Source organism: Cryobacterium sp. TMT4-10, assembly GCF_004403275.1.
GTDB classification, from domain to species: Bacteria; Actinomycetota; Actinomycetes; order Actinomycetales; family Microbacteriaceae; genus Cryobacterium; species Cryobacterium shii.
On sequence record NZ_SOGU01000044.1, the window covers coordinates 25,611 to 45,884 of the forward strand.

Annotated in this window: 19 protein-coding genes; 8 read left to right on the forward strand and 11 right to left on the reverse strand. The window is 61.1% G+C overall.

Annotation, left to right across the window (positions count from 1 at the left end):
- Window positions 1–106: 106 nt before the first annotated feature.
- From E3T42_RS06945 to E3T42_RS06975, 7 genes are all read right to left on the reverse strand, one after another.
- A complete protein-coding gene (locus tag E3T42_RS06945; RefSeq protein ID WP_134402719.1) occupies window positions 107–3,115 on the reverse strand; it encodes a type I restriction endonuclease subunit R in 3,009 nt (1,002 codons plus the stop codon).
- A complete protein-coding gene (locus E3T42_RS06950; RefSeq protein ID WP_134402720.1) occupies window positions 3,115–4,281 on the reverse strand; it encodes a restriction endonuclease subunit S in 1,167 nt (388 codons plus the stop codon). Before E3T42_RS06950 ends, E3T42_RS06945 begins: the two co-directional genes overlap by 1 nt.
- Window positions 4,281–5,798 (reverse strand): class I SAM-dependent DNA methyltransferase, encoded by a 1,518-nt coding sequence (locus E3T42_RS06955; RefSeq protein WP_134402721.1) that lies wholly within the window; start codon window positions 5,796–5,798, stop codon window positions 4,281–4,283. The genes E3T42_RS06950 and E3T42_RS06955 overlap by 1 nt, the downstream gene beginning before the upstream one ends.
- Before the next feature lie 370 nt (window positions 5,799–6,168).
- A complete protein-coding gene (locus E3T42_RS06960) occupies window positions 6,169–6,576 on the reverse strand; it encodes a hypothetical protein (protein ID WP_134402722.1) in 408 nt (135 codons plus the stop codon).
- Window positions 6,577–6,809: 233 nt separating this feature from the next.
- The gene (locus tag E3T42_RS06965) at window positions 6,810–7,154 is read right to left on the reverse strand and encodes a hypothetical protein (protein ID WP_134402723.1); all 345 of its coding nucleotides are present in this window, start codon (window positions 7,152–7,154) and stop codon (window positions 6,810–6,812) included.
- Between the two features lie 214 nt (window positions 7,155–7,368).
- The gene (locus E3T42_RS06970) at window positions 7,369–8,016 is read right to left on the reverse strand and encodes a hypothetical protein (RefSeq protein ID WP_134402724.1); all 648 of its coding nucleotides are present in this window, start codon (window positions 8,014–8,016) and stop codon (window positions 7,369–7,371) included.
- 105 nt (window positions 8,017–8,121) lie between these two features.
- The gene (locus E3T42_RS06975) at window positions 8,122–8,427 is read right to left on the reverse strand and encodes a hypothetical protein (protein ID WP_134402725.1); all 306 of its coding nucleotides are present in this window, start codon (window positions 8,425–8,427) and stop codon (window positions 8,122–8,124) included.
- Window positions 8,428–8,654: 227 nt separating this feature from the next.
- On the opposite strand from E3T42_RS06975, the gene E3T42_RS06980 reads away from it, so the two are divergent.
- The 4 genes from E3T42_RS06980 to E3T42_RS06995 all read left to right on the forward strand — a co-directional run bounded on the left by E3T42_RS06980 (window position 8,655) and on the right by E3T42_RS06995 (window position 11,500).
- Window positions 8,655–9,587 carry a hypothetical protein gene (locus tag E3T42_RS06980; RefSeq protein WP_134402726.1) on the forward strand — a complete coding sequence of 311 codons (933 nt, stop codon included), beginning with the start codon at window positions 8,655–8,657 and terminating at the stop codon, window positions 9,585–9,587.
- Between the two features lie 175 nt (window positions 9,588–9,762).
- Window positions 9,763–10,374: a recombinase family protein gene (locus E3T42_RS06985; RefSeq protein ID WP_134402727.1), complete on the forward strand. Its 612-nt coding sequence runs from the start codon at window positions 9,763–9,765 to the stop codon at window positions 10,372–10,374.
- Between the two features lie 336 nt (window positions 10,375–10,710).
- Window positions 10,711–10,905, forward strand: a complete 195-nt coding sequence (locus E3T42_RS17595; RefSeq protein ID WP_134402728.1) for a DUF2510 domain-containing protein — start codon at window positions 10,711–10,713, stop codon at window positions 10,903–10,905.
- 286 nt (window positions 10,906–11,191) lie between these two features.
- A complete protein-coding gene (locus E3T42_RS06995; RefSeq protein ID WP_134402729.1) occupies window positions 11,192–11,500 on the forward strand; it encodes a hypothetical protein in 309 nt (102 codons plus the stop codon).
- Window positions 11,501–11,518: 18 nt separating this feature from the next.
- Here E3T42_RS06995 and E3T42_RS07000 read toward each other — a convergent pair whose 3' ends face one another.
- Window positions 11,519–12,148, reverse strand: coding sequence for a hypothetical protein (locus E3T42_RS07000; RefSeq protein ID WP_134402730.1), 630 nt, complete (start codon window positions 12,146–12,148; stop codon window positions 11,519–11,521).
- A gap of 590 nt (window positions 12,149–12,738) precedes the next feature.
- On the opposite strand from E3T42_RS07000, the gene E3T42_RS07005 reads away from it, so the two are divergent.
- Window positions 12,739–12,945: a hypothetical protein gene (locus E3T42_RS07005; RefSeq protein WP_134402731.1), complete on the forward strand. Its 207-nt coding sequence runs from the start codon at window positions 12,739–12,741 to the stop codon at window positions 12,943–12,945.
- 286 nt (window positions 12,946–13,231) lie between these two features.
- On the forward strand, window positions 13,232–13,552 hold the full coding sequence (locus tag E3T42_RS07010; RefSeq protein ID WP_134402732.1) for a hypothetical protein: 321 nt from the start codon (window positions 13,232–13,234) through the stop codon (window positions 13,550–13,552).
- 194 nt (window positions 13,553–13,746) lie between these two features.
- On the opposite strand, the gene E3T42_RS07015 is transcribed toward E3T42_RS07010, so the two are convergent.
- Entirely contained in the window at window positions 13,747–15,372 is a 1,626-nt protein-coding gene (locus E3T42_RS07015) for a hypothetical protein (RefSeq protein ID WP_134402733.1), read from the reverse strand.
- A 154-nt stretch (window positions 15,373–15,526) separates the two neighbouring features.
- On the reverse strand, window positions 15,527–15,712 hold the full coding sequence (locus tag E3T42_RS07020) for a hypothetical protein (protein ID WP_134402734.1): 186 nt from the start codon (window positions 15,710–15,712) through the stop codon (window positions 15,527–15,529).
- A gap of 437 nt (window positions 15,713–16,149) precedes the next feature.
- Between E3T42_RS07020 and E3T42_RS07025 the strand changes: the two genes are divergently transcribed.
- Window positions 16,150–17,310, forward strand: coding sequence for a hypothetical protein (locus E3T42_RS07025; protein ID WP_134402735.1), 1,161 nt, complete (start codon window positions 16,150–16,152; stop codon window positions 17,308–17,310).
- Window positions 17,311–17,467: 157 nt separating this feature from the next.
- On the opposite strand, the gene E3T42_RS07030 is transcribed toward E3T42_RS07025, so the two are convergent.
- The gene (locus E3T42_RS07030; RefSeq protein WP_166805315.1) at window positions 17,468–18,448 is read right to left on the reverse strand and encodes a PHP domain-containing protein; all 981 of its coding nucleotides are present in this window, start codon (window positions 18,446–18,448) and stop codon (window positions 17,468–17,470) included.
- Between the two features lie 543 nt (window positions 18,449–18,991).
- Between E3T42_RS07030 and E3T42_RS07035 the strand changes: the two genes are divergently transcribed.
- Window positions 18,992–20,274, forward strand: a 1,283-nt coding sequence (locus tag E3T42_RS07035) for a hypothetical protein (RefSeq protein WP_198418095.1), incomplete at its 3' end; no start/stop codon positions are given.

Below are 20,274 nucleotides of genomic sequence, written 5' to 3' on the forward strand. Positions count from 1 at the left end.
TTACCGTCAGCTCCGAAGTCGAACTCCCGTTTCGGCAGGCACAACAGGTCTGGCCTTGGGTGCCGGTGTCTGTCAGAAGCGGGAAGCGCACCGTCGAGATTCGTCATCAGTAATGTGTCTGGACATACCGGTAGGCGCTCTCGAACGGTTCCCCGTTCAATGGCAGCCGGAACTTCTTGAAGACCTTCAGCAGGCTCTTACGCACCTCGCGCTTGCCGTCCTCCTTAATCTCCCACCCGGGGTAGGACACCTCGATCACAATCCGGTCAATCTCCGTAACCACGTCCCCGATGAGCACTGGCACGTTCTCCGGTTTGAACTCCTCGAAGATCTGGGTGAGCGCGCCAATGTTCGGGTTCGGCAAAAGGTCCAGGCCTGCTGCGCCGCCCTCGTCCTCGGCATGTTCGGCGTCCTTGACGTCCTTCGCGAGCGTGAACAGTTCGCGAAGGTACTCGATGGAGTCCTGGGCCCGCGCAAGCTCTGACACGCGGAGCCGTTCGAGGCGTTCCGCGAGACCCCTATAGACGGTGTGAGCTCCGTTCGCGCCCGCAAGGCGCCGCTTCAGCCGTGCGGCGATGCCGTCGATCACCTCGGATGCCGGCTTGACGACAACGTCCTTGTCGCCCGGGGTAATTACGCCAGCATCGATGAGTGATTGCACTGTCTTGGAGTCGGCAATCTGAACGGTGACCCTCGGGTTTCGGACGGTGATGCCGGTGATGTTTGAGTAGACGAGCTCGCGAGTTTTTGCGCCCACCCGGTCCCAGAGCAACGCGGAGTTGTCCGTTGGCGTCACCGCCTCATAGATCTTCGCCACCCACCGGTAGTCACGGCGCCGCGGCTCCAACTCGGGGATCGGCGCGATCGTCTCCCAGAGGCTCTGCGCGAGCATGAACTGGGCCCCGAACCGGTCCCTCGCCTTGCCTGGCGGCACCCTCTCGATCGCGGCCTGGAATGCGTCCATACTGGCGTCGGCCCGGTCGATTCCCTCAAACCGGTCCAGCAGCGCGTCGAGCTCCTCGCCAAATGCCTGGATTAGCCCTTCGAGATCGAGCTCGCGCTGCTTCGCTTCGGGGTCATTGGGTGTCATCGCGCGGGCGAACCCGTTGCCCAGGCCGATGTAGTCGACGATCAGCCCGTAGGCCTTCTTCTGGCCGGTCACCGGGTTTGACCACGGCCGGTTGGTGCGGGTAATCGTTTGGAACAAGGTGTGCAGCTTCATGGGCTTGTCGAGGTACAGGGCGCCCTCAATCGGGGCATTGAATCCGGTCCCGAGCTTCGAAGTGACGATCAGGAACTTCAACGGATCACCGTACGCCCGGAACCGGTTCAAGACCGCTTCCTCCTGCTGCTCGGTCAGCTGGTGCGAGGTCCACGCGGCCGGGTCGTCCTTGCCCGCGGCGCTCATGACGACGGCAGCTTCATCGACGATGCCGCGCTCCGCGAGGAGGGACGTCAACTGCTCGTGGTAGGCCACGCATAGCTCACGGTTGTAAACGACGATCTGTGCTTTCATCCCGAGCGGGTCGATGGTCGGGTAGAAGTGTCCGAGGATGTCCTCGCACACGCCGCGGATCCGCTCTGGGTTAGCCAGCAGCGTGGCAACGTTGGAGAGTTTCGCCGCGATCCTCTCCCTCTCCTCTTCGCTCAGATTCTCGGTCTCGGCAAGAGCGTCAGCGTCAGCCTCGAGAGCCTCCTGGTCGATGCGGAACTCGACGGTGCGGGAGGACACGCGCATTGGGACGGTGGTCCCGTCAGCAATTGACCGGTCGGAGTTGTAGGTGTTGATCGCGTAGTCCGGGTCGTTCTCGTCGCCGAACATCTTGAACGTGTTCCGTTCGAGGTCGGCGATAGGGGTGCCGGTGAATCCAAAGAGGAATGCGTTCGGGAGAGCGGTGCGCATCTGCTGGCCGAGTGAACCCTCTTGGGTGCGGTGAGCTTCGTCGACCAAAACGATGATGTTGTCTCGGTCGCTGAGGTGGCCGGCGTCCTTGAACTTGTGGATGGTGGTGAAGATTACTCCGCGCTGGTTGGCCTTCAGCAGGGACCGCAGTTCGGCCGAGCTGGACGCCTCGTTCAACCTAGGGGTGCCGGCGGCCAAGAATTGATTGTAGGTCTGCCGGACGAGCTGCGACCGGTCCGCGATCGCGATGATCGTCGGGTTCTTCAGTCGGGGCTCGTGGATGAGCCTCGCGGCCGCCCACGACATCGCCAGCGTCTTGCCTGAACCCTGCGTGTGGTAGACGAGGCCCTTGCGCGGGGTCCCTGCGACGGCACGGGCGACGATTGCTTCAACGGTTTCATGCTGGAAGTAACGAGGCACGATCTTGGTCGTGGATGGAAGGCCGTTCCGCTCACCTCGCTCGAAAATCGCGTAGTCAGCGAGGATCGAGAGCAGATTCTTATGGTCAAGCAGCTGGTCGATGGCCAGCTTCACCCGCGGCCATCCGCTGAGGTTCGCATCGGTCTTCGTGTCACCCCACTGCTCCCAGTAGTCGAGTGGTGTGCGAATTGCCGCGTACCGGAGCTCACGGCCCTCCGTGGCGAAGGAGAGCAAGTTGGGGACGAAGAAGTGCGGCCGTTCGACCTCGTACCGGTTCCGGATGTCTTGGGCGCCGTGCAGCCAGCTCTTCTTGTGATCGACGGGCGTCTTCGTCTCACCGACAACGAGCGGAACACCGTTCACCCACAGCACGACGTCGAACCGGGCGCTGTTCCCGGGCGCCCCGTAGGTGACCTCGTCGGAGACGATGAAGCTGTTGTTCGCTGGGTTCTCAAAGTCGATGAGGCGCACGGGCTCGTCATGGTTCGTGTCGTTCAGCGTGATGGTGCGCCGACCACGCAGCCAAGCCGTGAACTCCTCGTTCGCGCTCATGAGCCCGGTGTCACCCGAGTTGACTAGAACAAGCCGCAGGCTCGACACAACCATGTCGACCCGGTCCGGGTCATCCGCGAGGAACGGGTTCAGTCGTCGGATCGCGGTGACAAGGTCGCCTTCGATCAGAACAGAGTCATTCGGGCGGTCCAGCTGTGACCCGGGCACATGCTTCCACCCGTTAGCCGCCAACTGAACGATGATCGCGGCCTGAACCGTCGACGACTCTGAAAAACCCACTATGCGACTACCCCCAAGTACTCACCATACGATGACGGAATTTCGTGCTCACCACTGAGTAATACGGCGAGGACGCTGGTCCGCAGAGCGGAGAGTGAGTCTGCGTACTCGGAGGAGGCGACATAAGCGTCATTGGCCGCCCCGATCAACTCTGGCCCGCCGGGTTGGAATATGGAAACCGGCACGCGGAATTCGGCGATTTGCTTCCCGTTAATGTGTGGGACGTGGCTGCCAACCTGTCCCGATTCCAAGTACGTGCGGAATTCGCGGCTACCGAAGCAGAGCTCGATCGATCGGCCGTGTTCCTTCAATGACGGTCGGAGCCGCGCTACGCGCTGGACCAAGAGCGCGGGTAGATCCTCCTGTTTGATTAGTCCAGCTTTCACTCCCGATGAGATCACCGGTCGGTCCATCGCTAAGACGATATCGTCGGCACGCAGGGAATACCTCTCCGAGTGAGCGGAAGCGTCTTCCTCAGCGATGAGTTTGGCGTCGTCCCAGCGCATTCCTCCAGGGACAATATTGTCGCCCCGCAGAAGCCTGATACCGCCCGCTGCGTAATCAGAACTCTTGAACGCATACCCGACAAGAAGCTCAGCGAACTCAGCGATGGGGGATGCCGCTGCCGTCGCAAATTCACTGGATAGGAGTTCCAGTCGCAGGGCGGACGAGGCGTTGCTGCTTTGTTCCGCTGCCTCAATCGTTTCGTCCAGGGCTCCGATTAAGTCGACGATGCGGCGCTGCTCGGCGAGGGGCGGGAGGACCACGGGCACTTTTGCCAGCTCGCGCTGGGACAGTGAAACGTTCGCCGTGCCCTGCATCCGGGGGACAAGGACCTCATCTTTCCGAGCCTGGAGGTACAGCCAGAGGTAGCGCGTGTCGCAGAGTTCTTTGTCCTTGACGATACAGGCGACGATGATGTTGGCGACAGCGAACTTCCCACTGGCGTAATGAACTCGTTTGAGAGACGCATGGCCGTGCCCGGTGGAGGAGACCATCGGCACACACACCGCCTCGCCGTCGATCTGGTGCGAATCGGATGACAGAGGCTGCGCTGCTGTCACGATCAAGGGGTACTCACCCGGAGGAGTCTTCTGGGTGGGTGACGTCCCTTTCACGAGATCGCATAGTTCACCCAGCAGGATCTCGGTCCACGAATCGGGCATCAGAACCCAGCCGCCAGTAGCTTCACGTCGAGCTCTGTTTGGGCAGTCATCAGACGCTCCTGTGCCTCGCGCATGAGCACCATCGCCTCACCTACGTTGGCCTCGGCCACAGCTTCGCCCTTGATGTAACGGCCAATGTTGAGGTCGAACCCGTTTTCAGCAATCTCGTCGAGTGGAACCAGGCGCAGGCCAAGCCCACCGTCCCCGTCAGAGTCAACACCATCGCGATAGGCCTCGTGGATGACTTCGATGTCATCGTTGGACATCGTGTTCTGGTTCTTCCCGGCCACGAATCGCTTCGTCGCGTCGACGAACAACACATGGTCGAAACGCTCGACGGACTTCTTCTTCCGGAAGATGAGCAAGCAGACCGGGATCGACGTGGAGTAGAACAGGTTGTTGGGCAGGCTGATGATCGCCTCGAGGAGGTTCGAGCGAACCAGCTGCTCACGAATCACGGCTTCCTTGCCGCCGCGGAACAGCACGCCGTGCGGCATGACGATCCCGGCACGGCCAACGTCATCGGCCATCGTTGAGACGATGTGCTGGATCCACGCGTAGTCGCCGTTCTTCGCAGGCGGCACCTCGCCACCGATCGCACGCGCGTACGGGTCGCGGGCCCAAAAGTCCGCGCCCCAGTTCTGGAGACTGAACGGAGGATTAGCCGCGATCGCCGAGTAGGTGCGCAGGCTGCCATCCTTTTCGAGGAGCTTGGGCTCGCGGAAGGTGTCGCCGCGCACGATCTGGAAGTCTTCAAGCCCGTGCAGGTACAGGTTCATCTTCGCCATCGCGGCGGTCGTCAGGTTGTATTCCTGCCCGTAGAGGCTGAGGGTACGCGCGTCGCCGCCGCCCGCGTTTACCGCGTTCACCGTCTCGACCAGCATGCCGGCGGAGCCACAGGCAGGGTCGCACACAGAGTCGCCAGGCTGCGGATCAAGGATCTTGACCAGAAGGTGCACGACATGGCGCGGAGTGAAGAACTCGCCGGCCTTCTTCCCGCTGGCCTCCGCGAACTCCCGGAGCAGGTACTCATACGCCGCGCCCAGCATGTCACCACTGATGTGAGTTGGGTCCAGAGTGAGCTTGTCGAACGCGTCGAGCAGGTCGGCGAGAGCCGACTCAGGGAGACGCTCCTTGTTCGCCCAGTTCACGTCACCGAACACCCCGTCGAGCTTGCCAGGGTTCGCCTCTTGGATACGGAGCAGCGTCTTACCGAGCTTCGATCCGATGTTCAGAGTGGTTTCGAACACGTCGTCCCAGTGGCCGTCTTCGGGTACGACGAAGGGCTGGTACGTGGCTTCGATCTCATCTGTCAGGTCGTCACCGAAGTCGGCGAAGGCTTCGGCATGGTTGTGGTCCCAGGTGTCCGAGATCCATTTAAAGAACATGACGGGGAACACGTACGACTTGAAGTCGCCGGGATCCACCGGTCCGCGCAGGGCGTTCGCTGCGGCCCATAGTGTGTTCTCGAGCTGGCGTTGGGTGAGGTAGTGCGACTCCGTGGAGGCAAGCGTCATTGCGGAAATCCTTTGTTCCTAGGTACTGATCGTTTCAGACCTGTGGGCGCTCCAAATACGCGCCACTCCGGATCGGCTGTGTAGATGCGCGATCCGGAGACCGTGGGGAAACGCGTTCCGGTCGCAGGAGACGCAGGCCCTTGGAATCGCACCGAGCAAGGCCGGGGTCGGCTCGCAGAATCAAATCACCGCGCTCGAAGCGATGCGTGCCGCTAATCAGTTCCGCTGCCGCCCGGCAGAAGCAAGCTCAACATTTCACAGGACTGGCAGTGAAGGCTCGGCGGGATCTCGCTCACCTAGACAGCCCCGGCCTCAGCTTGAAGCTTGACGTGGGGACGGGGTGAGATACGGCCGCAGTGGACAATCCTCTCTAAGGGTTCAACTCCTTGAGCCGGGGATCGTCGAGCTCGTAGGTGAGGATTCCCTCCCCGGCTGCGTCGATGCAAACGGCCGTGGCAATTGCGCGAACGCAGGAGAGGTCCAGAAGCGACTCCGCATCGGCGGTTGTGTACGAGAGGAGCGCACCCGCACCAGGATTCGCTTTGAGCGTGAGAATCCAATCGTCTGCCGAAGCGCAAGCGGCGAGCGTTGTCAGGAGTTCGACACTGTTATCGGAACTCGAGACGTCCGCGGCCGCCCTCATTGCGGTGGTGCATTCGGGGGTCCCTCCCGTCGAGCACGCTGTGAGGGAAAGGCCCCCGAGAGTCACTATGAAGAGCGCAGTCACGAGACGAGATGTGGTCACCAGATGAATGTATCGCACCTTATCCTCAGCCATGATCAGCCCCATTCGGGGCGAGAGATCACTCGTATTCTGCTTTCCGAATCGCACCCGCACTCCTTTCGTGAGGTTGCTCGATAGCTATGTCAAAGTGGAGCACACCCCACCTGGACATGAGGTAGCTCTATGTCCTTGCGTCTGTTTGGGGTCCGGCTCTGCACTTCCTGACGGTCACAACCTGACCTCTTAGAGCCGGCACGGCAGGTGCAGATCGGCCAACCCTTAGCGAGTCACCACCTGTCGTTCTTGTAGGAGGGAAACGCGGTTTCCTCGGGCGGTGGATTGAAGCGGAAACCGCGGTAGGACTTCGACGGCACGAGCCTCCGCCCAGCTTGGGCCTTCTCGAGCCAGCCGACCAGTAACCCGACATCCTCAGCTCGCATACCCTCCGCAAGGCACTTGGATCTGAACGCGATCGAATCTACCGACCGCCAACGGTGCCGCAGGTTCATCAGGTCAGCTTTGAACATCGCCTGCTCGTTCCATTTCAGGTGATTGTCGTACGCCTTGGCTTTAGTGGCCAGGAAGGTGGCAATACTGGCCACGCTTGGCGGTAATCCGTCTACAAGTTCCATGTCGCGAACCATACTCGGGACGTCGGACATGGGTCAGGGTTCTTCTCGTGAGCGGCGATGTGTAGCCAGCGAGGAGGTGACCGCGGTAAGGGATGTTCTGAGGCGCGTCATTGCAGTCCTGGTCAACAATGAGCGTGGCGGTGCCCTTCAAGGAGCCAGCCAAGGACGCTAAGGGCGAAGGCGGCGCGTTTTCCGAGCACGCTCTGTGTGCGGGTCAATCCCGCGTTGAGTCTGCGTCTAACGCAGCGTCGAACATGGAACCTTCGACCTTACGAGTCTGCTCAGCGATGTAACGCTGCATGTCGTCGGCAGCGTCGAGGAATTGAGCGGCCTGAGCGGCATCGGGTAGCACCCGGCCGTGAACGACAGCGTTGCGTAGATGCCGCAGCTCGCTGATCACGTTAAAGGCCCCTAAGGAGATCATGCCTTCTCTGGTGAGTTGGTTGAGATGATGAGCCGTGCTCTGAACCGACCCGTCCGGGTTCTTTCTTGCCTGTGGCCACGTCTTGTGTGGACGCACCGCTTCGTATAAGTCGGCAAGTTGCGTTCCCAGCTTCTCGTACGCGAGGATCATCGCCGCGACAGGCTCGATCGTGGAAGAACGGGGCGCAGGGGGCGCCTCGGGAATCTTCTCTTCCACGACGACCTGCTCTGCAGACTCTTCGACCTCGGCAACGCGCTCCTCAAAATGGAGATCGAGTCCCGCGCCGGCCCACTTCGCCTTCCGTAGCCGGCCAATAAGTGCTGCGAATTCGGCGCGGAACTTTCCCAAGAGCACGAGCACGATCACCACAACTGCTACCGGCCACCCAAGCGTAACCAGCGAAGCGAACAACGATGCCGCCAACTCTTTCCACCCCATTGGCCCAGTGTGGCAGCTCCATATACAGCGAGAAGCCAGTGACGGGGCTGTCTAGCGTGGCACGCCCAAAAAAAGACCTCGCGACGAGTGCCCGATTGGCGATGGCTACTCGTCGGCGATATCCGCCCACAGATCAGGATTTTCAGAAAGCACGCGCGCCAGATCGTTGCTGTAGATGATCTCGGGGTGCTCCTGAGGCAGAGTTGCAGGGATCAAGCTCGCGTCGGCGGTCTTGGGCCGGCTGATGATCTGCCAATCTCCCCAGCCGCCATTTTTCGGCTCCTTGCGCAGGACTGCAACTTCGTTGGTTCGAGCCCCCTCGTGCTTTTTTGTGTAGACGGTCATCCGCATACCCTCAGGCGCGAATTTAAGAGCCACATACATTGCTGTGTCGATCTTGAGAACGGTCATGCTACATCTCATCAGATAACCCGTCTCAGCGGTTCTGCCTGCCCTGACGTGTCCAGTTGCCGATGCTGACGAGGACACCATTCTCGGTCAGTGTAGGAAGTCGCCCACTGCTTCCTACCCGCGGCGCTCCCACGCGGAGACGGTCGTGCCCGTAAGCCGATCTTCGGGCACGGACACCGGTGTGGTTTGTTGTCTAGGACAATCAAGGGTGAAACTAAGGGGTTCCTATGGCTGACCTGGCCGAGCATGAAGAGCGTGCGATTCGCGATTACGTCAATGGTCAGTCGCCACCCGACGATCAGGCCGGACTCGTTCAGCGCGTTCGGGGCCAGCGCATCCTCGGTCGAACGCACGAAGTCTTCGACGTGCACTGTTCGAAAACTCGCTGGTGGGTCATCACCGATCCGATGAACCTTTACTTGCAAACCGACTTCCCTGAGGCGGAACAGGCTCTGATCTTTCATATCGGTCTCGGAGCGTTTCTCGCGGAGCGCAGTCGCGCCGAGCTGCCCATAGAAGATGAGGAGCATGTGACCGCCCCATGGCGGCGGTATCGCGATGCCTTGGAAGTCATGAATGAGGCTGGCGAAGCAGAGGACTTCCAATCAGTCGGCATCAAGTGTCGAGACGCCTTGATTGCTCTAGGGAAGCTCTACCAGTCCGCGGATTGGATTGGCGAGCTTTCAGAACCACCGAAGGTCGCTGACTTCAAAGGCTGGGGTGCGATATACGCGGAACGGCTCTCGAAAGATCGGGTTCGCAACTACGTCAAGGCGCTCGTAGAAAAGACGTGGGATCTGACCGTCGCTTTACAGCACAACTCCAACGCGACGCCCTTTGACGCCGATCTCGTCCTCGAAGCCACGGCTCACCTCATCAGCACACTCGGTCGTCTTGTCCGACGCCACCTGGATGGGGAGCCGGAGCGGTGCCCGAGATGCGAGTCGTACCGTCTCGACGAGGATATCGAGCACGACGACGAGCGCCGGGGCTTCGACGTGTCCATGGTCTGCGCGGCATGCGGATGGCGCTCAGAGCGCCAGTTCATTAGCTGGAATGAGCACTTCGAGGGGACCCGGCTATTGGAATACCTTGCGGGGCCAGGAACCGGCATCTCAGACCGGCTGCACCGTGGAGAAAGCCAGCCGTGCACGACTTGATGGGGCAGCGCCCTCCGGAAGTGGCGATGGCCGGGTACTGTGCCATCACATTGAACAGTTGCTGCTGCGTTTGAGAGACTCAGAATAAGTGACCGGTTATGTGACAAGTTCCGGATAGCGTGACGGTACGATCTCATTGTCACGTAATCGGACGTTTAAATGACAGGAGTCGATCATGCTCGTCGGATACATGCGCGTGTCAAAATCTGACGGTTCGCAGAGCACTGATCTACAACGAGACGCACTCCTGGCCGCCGGCGTCGCGGCAGGGGATCTCTACGAAGACAAGGCATCCGGCAAGAAGGACGACCGGCCAAACCTGGCGGCCTGCCTGAAGGCGCTGCGTCATGGTGACACGCTCCTGGTTTGGAAGCTGGACCGGCTCGGCCGAGACCTGCGTCATCTGGTCAATACGGTGCATGACCTCACCGACCGTGGCATCGGCCTCAAGGTGCTCACCGGAGAGGGGGCAGCGATCGACACCACGACGGCACCTGGGAAGCTCGTCTTCGGAATCTTTGCTGCTCTCTCCGAGTTCGAGCGGGCGCTCATTTCTGAGCGCACTGTCGCCGGGCTTGCCGCAGCTCGAGCACGGGGGAGGACGGGTGGGCGGCCGTTCAAGATGACGCCGGCCAAGGTCCGCCTGGCCATGGCCGCGATGGGTCAGAAGGAAACGAAGGTTGGCGACCTCTGCAAGGAGCTCGGGATCACCCGGCAGACGTTGTACCGCCATGTTTCACCGGCGGGGGAACTGCGGTCCGACGGGGCTAAGCTGCTCTCCAGATAGCAGTCGCCCCACGCGCTCACTGCCGAGGGGACCCCGGTGGCACAGCGATTGCGCCTCAGCATGATGCCTCCCAGCGATCACAGCAAGCGCCACAGAGCGCCGAAGGCCACACTCAAGATGTCCAAGTTCGGACACCTACCGGACGGCCTGAATGCGCAATCTATGGATGGGTAGCTGTTTCCGCCGGAGTTTCTCTTTGCTCCGGGGTTTGGAAGATCTCGCTGTTGAGAGGCGGAGTACGTTGCTGCCCCAATCACGGGGGCTACTGGAGCGATTGCCCTATTCATAGACTGAGAGTGGGGGGCAAATGATTGTGCCCGAAATCGAAAGGGCACCATGACTGTTCCTGAACCTGGCTGGTATGTCGATCCCACGGATTCGGCTCACTTGCAGTGGTGGGACGGCACGGTTTGGACTGAGCATAGGCAGGCTAACCCTCAAGGCGTCCCAGTAGCAGCTGCCAACAACGCGAGTTCAGCGAGCACTGAGACGTATGTGCCGATGGCGAATCCGGCCTTACGATTTCGGTGAGATGAATGCTGAATCCACAATTGGTTGAAATGCATACGGTCTGACCGCTGGCTCGCTTTCAGGCGAGATGAACTGGAGACGACTGGGCTGCCCGCCGCGAATTCCCGACCACATGCGCTCAATCACCGGTCCATTGGCCTGTGTAAGTTCAAGCGTCGCCGCGAAAGTTTTTGACCACGCCATCTCACCTAAATCGTAAGGCCGACTCACATACGTCAGCCGGACTTTCGGTGCCGAGGTCTCGAAGGTTGTCGCGCTGGTTTCAAACCCGATTCAGGACCGCGAGATGACCAAGGATGACAAGCATGTTGCCTACCGCACGCACGTCGTGTCGGCGATCGAAGACGTCCGTGCGGCGCTCGTCAAGTTTTCTGACTTCGTGGACAACGCGTTCAGTCTCGGCTGCACCGTGAGCGAATCGACGATGAAGATGGTCCGTGGCCTGGTCGCGAAGTACAGCCCTCTTGTTGACTCGTTCGAGGAGCGCCTCGGGCGCCCGGACATCGCCGAACTCATCCCCGCACGCGGCCTCGCTGAGATGGCAGCCCACATCGCGTCCGGACGCATCACGTTGCGAAACCTGCAAGCGGTCTGACTGCCGACGACGGGGTAGTCAGCCTTGCTGGTCCGCCAAATGCTGTGACAACGCCGGAAATATGGTCAGGTCGGATAGGAGCGAGTCCGCCACCGGCCGAAGGTCGGACTCATTGACATCGGAGAGGAAATCTCCGTCGATGTCAGCAACTTGAAGCCTCAGGAAGTAGTACGCGCCGTCTGCCTCACTGCAGCCTTCGTACACTTTAGAACTGAGGTTCGGATTGTCTGTATAGCCACCCGGACCGGGGCCAGCGGCACATGTTCCGTCCATGCTGCTGAAGGACATCGAGACGAGCGCCTGTCTCTCAAGCGATATGAAGTCGCAGACACCCCCGTACCGACTACCGCCCGCGCCTTGGGAGCTCCCGCCATCCAATTGGGCATCAGGTATCAGCCTGTATGCGAGCTCGACGAGCGGGGTGAGACCCTCGCAGGTGTCCGGCTCGCCGACGGGTGCCGCCGCGACAGCGTCTTCCGAGGCCGTCGTCTCGTCCTCCGGTGCGGACGACTCCTCGACGCCCGGAGGAGTTGAGGCCTGGCCCGCCGCGGGGGCGGGAACAGCGTCCGACGAGCATGCACTCACCGACAGCAGGAGAGCACAGATTACCGCGCTCGTAGCCAGCAGAGGCCTGATGTTTCGTGGCATTGAACCCGCCCGTCCTTATTGTTTGGTAACACAAATGCTGTTGCTCGAGTCAGTAAAACGCAAGTTATCGTCCAACATTGAATCGATCCGTTTGCAACTAGTGACATGGAACAGGCCGACAGCGCATCCCCGAAATAGGGGTGGTGCCGAATCCGGCCTTACGATTTCGGTGAGATGAATGCTGAATCCACAATTGGTTGAAATGCATACGGTCTGACGGCTGGCTCGCTTTCAGGCGAGATGAACTGGAGACGACTGGGCTGCCCGCCGAGAATTCCCGACCACATGCGCTCAATCACCGGTCCATTGGCCTGTGTAAGTTCAAGCGTCGCCGCGAAAGTTTTTGACCACGCCATCTCACCTAAATCGTACGGCCGGGCGAATCACTACGGTGGTGCGAGTACTTCGGCCCCTGAGGAGTACNCGGCCGGGCGAATCACTACGGTGGTGCGAGTACTTCGGCCCCTGAGGAGTACGTGCCGATGGCGAACCACTACCAACGTGCGACTACAACGCTGGCCCCGAAGCTCACTCGTGGCGAAAAAGACCGAGAGGTCCGTAGAAATAACTCGTTCGCGTACACAGGCTGCGTGTTCGCCCTCCTGGGCTTTCTCATCAATCCCTTCGCGATTTTGAGCATTCTAGGAATCATTTTTTCCGCTATCGGACTGGCGAAGTCTCATGACTTGGACGGGCGACAGAAAGTGACCGGTCGCGGCACTGCTATAGCCGGTATCGTCCTTGGGCTGCTTGGCCTTGTGGCCTTCGGATGGTTGCTGGCTCAGGAGCTCGCCTAAACAGCCTCCCGTGGGCCAAGATGCTTGCTCTTCTGTGTGCCTTCGGGCGAGTTGAACCTTGAGGGATCGCACTTGCGACTTGTATCGGTGCCTGGTCTATTCGGAGTCCACAGGTCGCGTCGGCTTCGCCTGCCGCGCAGCCGATGCTGAGCTCAACCACCTGTCGAACATGCAACGAGACGTCCAGCATCCAAGACCGGCCTCTGGACCACCTGCCCCGGCTTTGCGCATAGCTGAACACCCCAACACCAACCCCTCGACAACCAGAACAAAGTAGATGAAGGCCATGACTGACGAGATCAGTACCCCAAGCACGAAGGCACCCCCGCCCCGCAAGAAGCTTTTCGCCATGCTCGCCGCCGTGGTGATCATCGTGAGCGGCATCACGCTCACCTCCGTGAGCGGCATCACGCTCACCTCCGTGAGCGTGGCCAACGCCAACGCCGAGGAGACTGCGCGCCTCTGCACGGTGGCCACGAAGGCCGGCGCCGACGCCACCAAGGGCGCGAAAGCATCCCTCGCTGCGGCCGACGCAGCGCTCGAGGCCGTCACGGTGCTCGACCGTCTACGCCTACCTCCGCGCCGAGGTCTGAACGTCACGTTGTGAAGGCGATCTTGAACAGCTGACCGCTCATGGCTACCTGCACAGGTAGCGGATAAACGCGGTGGGCCGTGAAGGCGACCTCGAGAAATGACCGCATCTTGACTAGAAGGGAAGCGCCCGGTGATCGACCGGCTTGCGTGCACAATCCCGCTGCCGCCGCGGTCCTCTGCAGACGTTTTGCTTTGCTTTTCGATGTGCTATTTCACAAAGGGATCGAGCAGGACCAGGTATCCCTTGTCCTCGTCGGAGCACTCGTCTGTTGTGCTCGTGTAGATGTGTAGCGCAACGACCCCGCTGATGTCGATCTCCTGCCGCGGTGTGATGGTGCCCTTCTGGACTGTCCATTCAGCGATCTTGGTTCGGTCTTCGAGTACGGGTGTGAGGCCCTCCTCGTAGAGCACACCGATTTGCACCAAAACTGTCATGCCTTCCGGTGCGATGTCTTCCACGGCTGACGCGAGGTTCAGTGTTGTGAAGTCACTATCTGGATAGAAGGTGGTGTCGTCAACCTCGCCGCCGCACCCCACCCAAAAATTGGTGCTGTTCGGGAAGGAGAGATGGGTCCCGTCAATCGATATCGATGCGGACTCATCCATCGCCTCCCGCGGGTTGATTTCCTGCGGGAGATCGTCGAGCCAGGTGGCTTCCGAGGGAAGCTCGCCGACGCGATTCGTGTTGCGATAGCCGAGCGTGAACTGCACGGCGTTGGTTTGCGTGATCTCTCGTGCCAGTCCCTGCAACTGAGTCGCGAGGAGGCCTGGGCCGGTCAAGAGGATGCCGAGGATGGCGGCGCCTGTCCCCTCCAGTGCGGAGCCGACGCAGCCCAGGGTGGACCTTAGGCTCTCCCCGCTGATGGATGAGGTGCCGGCTTTCACGATGCCGACGAGGCATTCGCCGCTCGCCGCGAGATCCATCCACTTCTTCGGCAGGATCATGCTTAGGCCCCACATGATGGTGGCGACTTGACTCAGCCCGGGTTCGACCTTGAGCGCAATCGTGTAGGGCGGCGCCTCCGAGAATTCGGCCTTCAGCGTCTCCAGTGACAGCATCACGCTGTCCCCTTTGAGAGCGCCCTTGATCTGGTTGTAGACCGCCGCCGTGGCGATACCCGACACGCTCAGGGAGGTGAGCGGTTCGTACTGGGCGGTGGGTTCGGTGAGGACTTGCCAGACGAGGCCGCTGTCGGATTGAAGGCTCCATGTGGCGCCCGTTGCGGTCTCGGTGGCGCACGGCCAGACGACGTTGTCGGTAACGGGCGAGAACATCAGCTCGTTCTTCTCGCCGAAGCAGTCCGGTGCGTCCGATGACGTCCCCAGGGATTCGTTGATCCAGTCGCGGACCTGGTTGCTGAAGCTTTCCTCCTCCACGACGACCGGTGAGAACCAGCTCAGGTGCTCGACACTCGCTGAGATGGTAGACCGGGAGGTGTCGAACGTGGACTCGACAAAGGCGACACCGCTGCCCGTAGATGGGTCTTCCCCAATGATGAAGACGGTGGCAGGATCAACTTCCTTCGGAATGTCGAAGGTCGCGGTGAGCGACTTCTGCGGCTGTTTGCCCTCCAGTGTCAGTGAAATTGCCGTGCCCGTAGGCGTGGCGAAGGTGCTGACGTCCTCGGGTAGCGAGGCATCGATGGTGTCTAGCTGCACCCTCGTGCCGACGTTGGTCGTGCCGGCGGGCGCCTTTACCTCCACGCCGTGCACGGCTATCGAGAAGCCCCCGTCACCAGCCTCCACGGTTGCTGTTGTCTCGGAGGTCTGACTGGCGGGTAGGCAACCGCTCAGTAGGGCGGCGGAGACGGCGAGCACCGTAGAGATTGCCACAATGCGCCTGACCGACGACCTCGTACCCACGAATTCCCCATCCAGCGGTTTGCACTTTGCGCTCAACATAGCGCAAGAATGCATCGGGAAAATCCGTTGCGCGGCTCAGACTGTGGATCGAGTCCACACCTGCGTATCGAAACGTGCGGTCGCGTCAACGGCGCATTCCACCGGAGTGTTCCTCGACATCAACATACTGCGACCAGCGCGCGAAGTTCTCGTCGCGGTCGATGAACGGCAGGAATACGCGCAGAATGGGCAAGTCGCGGTGGGACGCGGGGACGAAGTCGCGGGCGGCGCCATCCGGATCGGTGGATTGAGGATAAGTGCTCTGGGTCATCTCAGGGGTACGGCGCGTTCGTCGATACGACACTCACGCGGCACCGCGGCCAGCCGCACCGCGTTTTGTTTGGGCTGAACTCTCTGTGCTTATGTCGGCTGTGGCACCCCCGCCAGGCCGTCGCATCACGGCACGGCGGAGCTGCCAAGGTCCGTAAGTCGAAAAGTACCTCAGCTCAGCAACGCACCCGTGGGGGCCTGTCGCGCCAAGTGATCGACGTGAGAACGAGAAGAGGGGCCAGGTAGCACCTGATCCCTCTTCCGTCTGGTCATTAGCGTACGTTGTCAGCGCTATGCCGCGGGAGCGTAGCTGCGGTTGACGCCGAGCAGTGTTTCGCCGGCCTGCGCGCGATGCCGTGACCGCCCCTATCCATGGTCGCGGTCAACCCGTGACACTTCGTCCTACCCTGGCGCTCCGTTACCCCCTACTGTTTGGGAATGAGCTACTTCTCGGCTGTCACAGCAGCAGTATCCTTTCTCCTCGTCGGCGTCCTGCTCACGGGCTGCTCAGCAACGACCACTCCGACCGGTACCTCGATGAACGACTCCGGCGAGGTGATCCTCGACTCTTCCGCTCCTGATGCAACGTCGATCATGAAGGTTGACCTCTGCGCGTGGGCGGACCAGGCAGCCGCCCAGCCGTCCTTTCCGGTTACCGTCAGCATCCCTGAGAACGGGAGCGCGGTCTCGCATTTCGTGAGCGCTTCTGCAGGGGTCAACACCGTCGAAGAAGACGGTGAGACCGTGCAGGTCTCCTGTGACCTGCTTTACGACGACACCTTCGCGGTATCCCTCGAAGTCGAGCTCTCGTTCGATCCAACGAGGGAGTTCACACCTCCACCAGCGACCGAAACGACGTCCGATTCGCTCGGCGCCATCGAACTCTCCGGCTTTCTTGGCTACGCCTTGCTGTCCGAGCCGTTGCAACTGCAATTGGCCGAGTCGACGTACCTCGACATCACCGTGTTCGACACGGACGCGCGCTACTACGAGGGTGAGGAGAACTTCGCAACGGGATTGCTCCCTATCGCTACAGAAATGGCTGCCATTTGGAAGTCGGGTGAAATTCCTGTTGTTACGGAGGGTGTAGCCGAGACCGCTTCGCTCGACTGGGCCGACCCGAGCGGTATCTGCGGAGCGATCAATGACGACCTCGTCGGTCTGATCCTCGGAGTGGCCCCTCAAGTTGCGGTGGTTACTTCCAATTCAGGCACCGACGTGGGGACTGCCGGGATAGCGGCTGACAGTGTCTACTGCACGTACGAAGTGCCGAACTCGAACGCCACGGACCCGCTGTACCCGCACCGGCTCGAGGTGAAGCTTTATCGGTACGACACTGACGCCGACGCCGCATTCTTGTTTTCCAGCTTCCAAGGCTACGGCGGAGACTGCACCGTCAATGAAACGGCGATCATGTGGGATTGCGACGGTGGCACTACATCGACGGCTACTCTCGGCGGCCGGCTTCAACCCATCATCCAGACGTTCGACGGAGCACCGGCAAACGTTGATACGGAGGCCCTGCACGCGAACATCCTGAGCTGGTCAGCTGCAATGCTGTCCGCGCTGGCCGAGTTCAGCCCCAACAACAGAAGCTGATCGGCCGCTGTCGATCGCTGCGAAGAAATCGCCGTTGAACCCCGCCTGGTGGCCACAGCCACCTTCCTCGGAAGTCGCCGTCGCAGGGCGCACCCAGAGAGTGTGAACTGTCACCTGACCCCATCAGTGTCGGTCGATCGCATGGGCTCGACCGGGACTAGTTTCTCGGCCGTTCCAACGTCGATGCCGGGACTGGACTCCCTCTAACGGGGCTGAGCCCATTTCCTGAACAACGTTGCTGCGCTCCTCCGTCGCAGCTTCGTCCTCCGCGCATGACTCGGCGAGCTTCCGCTGCCGGACCTCGGTCTGCCAGGTCGCGGGTCGCCTGCAGTAGTTGGTCGAGGGCGCCGGGGTTCCGGGCGCCGGCGTCGACAACCATTCGGGCCACTTGGCGCATGTGCTGTGCGTCTTTCAGCCACGCTTGCCCGTTCGCCTGCGGTTCCTCAAGCTGGGCGAGCGGGGTGAGGAGCCGCGTCGCGTCGGCGAGGTCCGCGGTCGTCGCGTCAGTCGGCTCGCCGTAGCGGACGGCGTTGGAGAGGATGGCCGGGGTCCCGGTGTCCTCGGCGAGTCCGAGCATCCGGGTGGCCGCAGCCACCGACCCGCGTTGCCCGGTCGGTGCCAGGTGGCAGACAACTTCGAGGGTGACCGAGCCGATCGGCATGACCCGGAGCCACGCACGCAACCCCGCGACGGACTCCGTGCTGTCCCGGCGTTCCACGGCGAGCCCCACATCGGAGAGCGGGCCGAGGAGCACGGTCAGGGTGCGGCCCTCCGCCCAGGTGGCAAGCCGGCGCCGGTCGATGCTCGGCACCCGGCCGGACTCGTGCGCGGAGCTCACGGCCCGGCAGAGCGCCGCGTACCCGCGACCGCCCCCGCCGTGCGCGAGCAAGGTCACCCGGCCAAGCGGCCGGTGCTCATCATCGTGGACAGCCAGGTCCGCGCCGAGGCCCGGCCGGATCCCCTCGGCCGCGCACGCCCGCACGTGTTTCACCGCCCCGTACAGCCCGTCCCGGTCGGTGAGGGCGAGGAAGTCAGCTCCGGTGGCGGCCGTCTGGTCGACGAGGGCCTCGGGCATGGTTACGCCGTAGTGCGGGGAGTACGCGGAGGCCACGTGGAGGTGCGGGAAGCTCTGTCCCATCCGTACCTCCAACCCTTGCTTTCGAACGTTTATTCGATATGGGGAGTGTAGGCCGGGGCTCTGACACTCACAAGGATTGCCGACCGCGTCGAGCGGTAGTCTTACGCTCGCCCGCAGCGGAGGCCTTTTGTAACGCGCTTGGGACCGCACTAGGTCGCCGTCGTCCGTGGCGCCGCGGTCATCACGATGGGCTTGCATGCTGCGCGGAGAGCGCACCGGAATTTGGGCGCGGCCCTCAGTCCGTGTGCGCAGGACCTGTCTGTCGCGATCAGGTCCGCATGCGGGCGTTTCACTTAGTCAGCCGTCGTGCGATGTCAGGCGTCGCCGGAAGAACCGCACGGGTTTGGTGCTTTGGTCCTTCTTCGCAGTCCTGTCCTGGGCGCTAGAAGCCAGGTGATGGTCTGCGGTGACTCCGCCGGGGCCTCGGGACTGAGCTGCCGTCGTGGCGGCGTGACGAGCTTTTGGGGTTCTGAAACCCCGGGAAACGGCCTTGCGGCATCCGTCGTTTTGTTGAACCACTCGAGTCGAGAGGCATGATGGACCATGGCTATCCCCGGTGGTTACTTCCTTATCGTAGGTTCGCGCGTCTCCGAGTCCGTTTCGAGCAAGCTCACGGCCACTGGTGTTGAGTTCGTTCAGAAGTCTTTGGACTCCGGGGAGGGGAACTGGCGCCAGATCGAGAAACTTGCTGGCTCAGATCGGGCGTCCGGAGCAATCATCACACTGAACCGCAGGATATATGAGCGCATGGCAAGGGACAGGGAGGCCCCATACGTTCAAGACATTCTCAAGCAGATCACGTCCGTTCCCAATCTCGTACTCGTACACGAGGCCGTTTACGGCGGCGAGCAGACTCTCGACCTCACTGAGCAGGATGAGGACGAGTGGGATGGAAGCGATTGGACTGATGTTGAGGCAGCGCAGGCATTTGGCGTCATAGGCGAGGAAGTCAGGCTGAGCGTGAACGCGCTCTTTGCATCGCACGGCATTTCGCTCTCCATATACAAGCGCAATGCCGAAGCTTCGCTGCTCGCGGTCGCCTTCATTGACGATCAGTTGGACAATCTGCTTTTTCGGATCTACATTCCGGCAGGACGACTCTTTGAGGACGAGGGCGCCCAACTCATTTCGATGTTCCACGACTGGCTGACTTCAGTGAAAGGCCTAACCGTCAGAAAGGACGGGTATCAAACAGCCAACGGCCGCGTGATCGAATTTCATTCAAATACTGATGTGGAGCCGTCGAGTTGGTCGACCGAAGTCAGCCAGTTTCAGAACTTCGTTGCCCTGATCGATAACACTGAGGCTGCCGAACAGGTCCTTCAAGGGATGGGACTGGAGAGCGCTCGCGCACACGAACTTGTGGCGAAATATGCCAAACAGGCGCGACGACTGCAACTAGACGTTCGTTACGAACGGCAACGCAAAGAACTGGCGATCAGGGAGCAATTCGAGTCGGAGTTGCTCGACGAGGCCGTGATGATGACTGTTGGGGACATTGCGAGCATCGTGGACTCACTTCTCCCGTCCGGCGTAACGGCCCAGGGGCAACTAGCCATTGCGCCCTCTGCCCGGCCACTCGTCCAAATTAACCAACAGTTCATTCACCGAGCCGAGGGCATAGTCGCGCAGAATATCGCCGGGAACGCAATACTCGGCACAGAGGCAAGGGAAATCGAGAGGCTCATCGCGGAGCATGGAGACAAGCAGGCTGCTGCTTTAGCCGAAGCCCTCTCTGTCAACCTTGGACAAGGCACCGGGATCGTCCCGAATAGTGTTGTAGAGGGCGGGGAAGGAGTTCCCCTTGACGAACGCAGTGATGACAG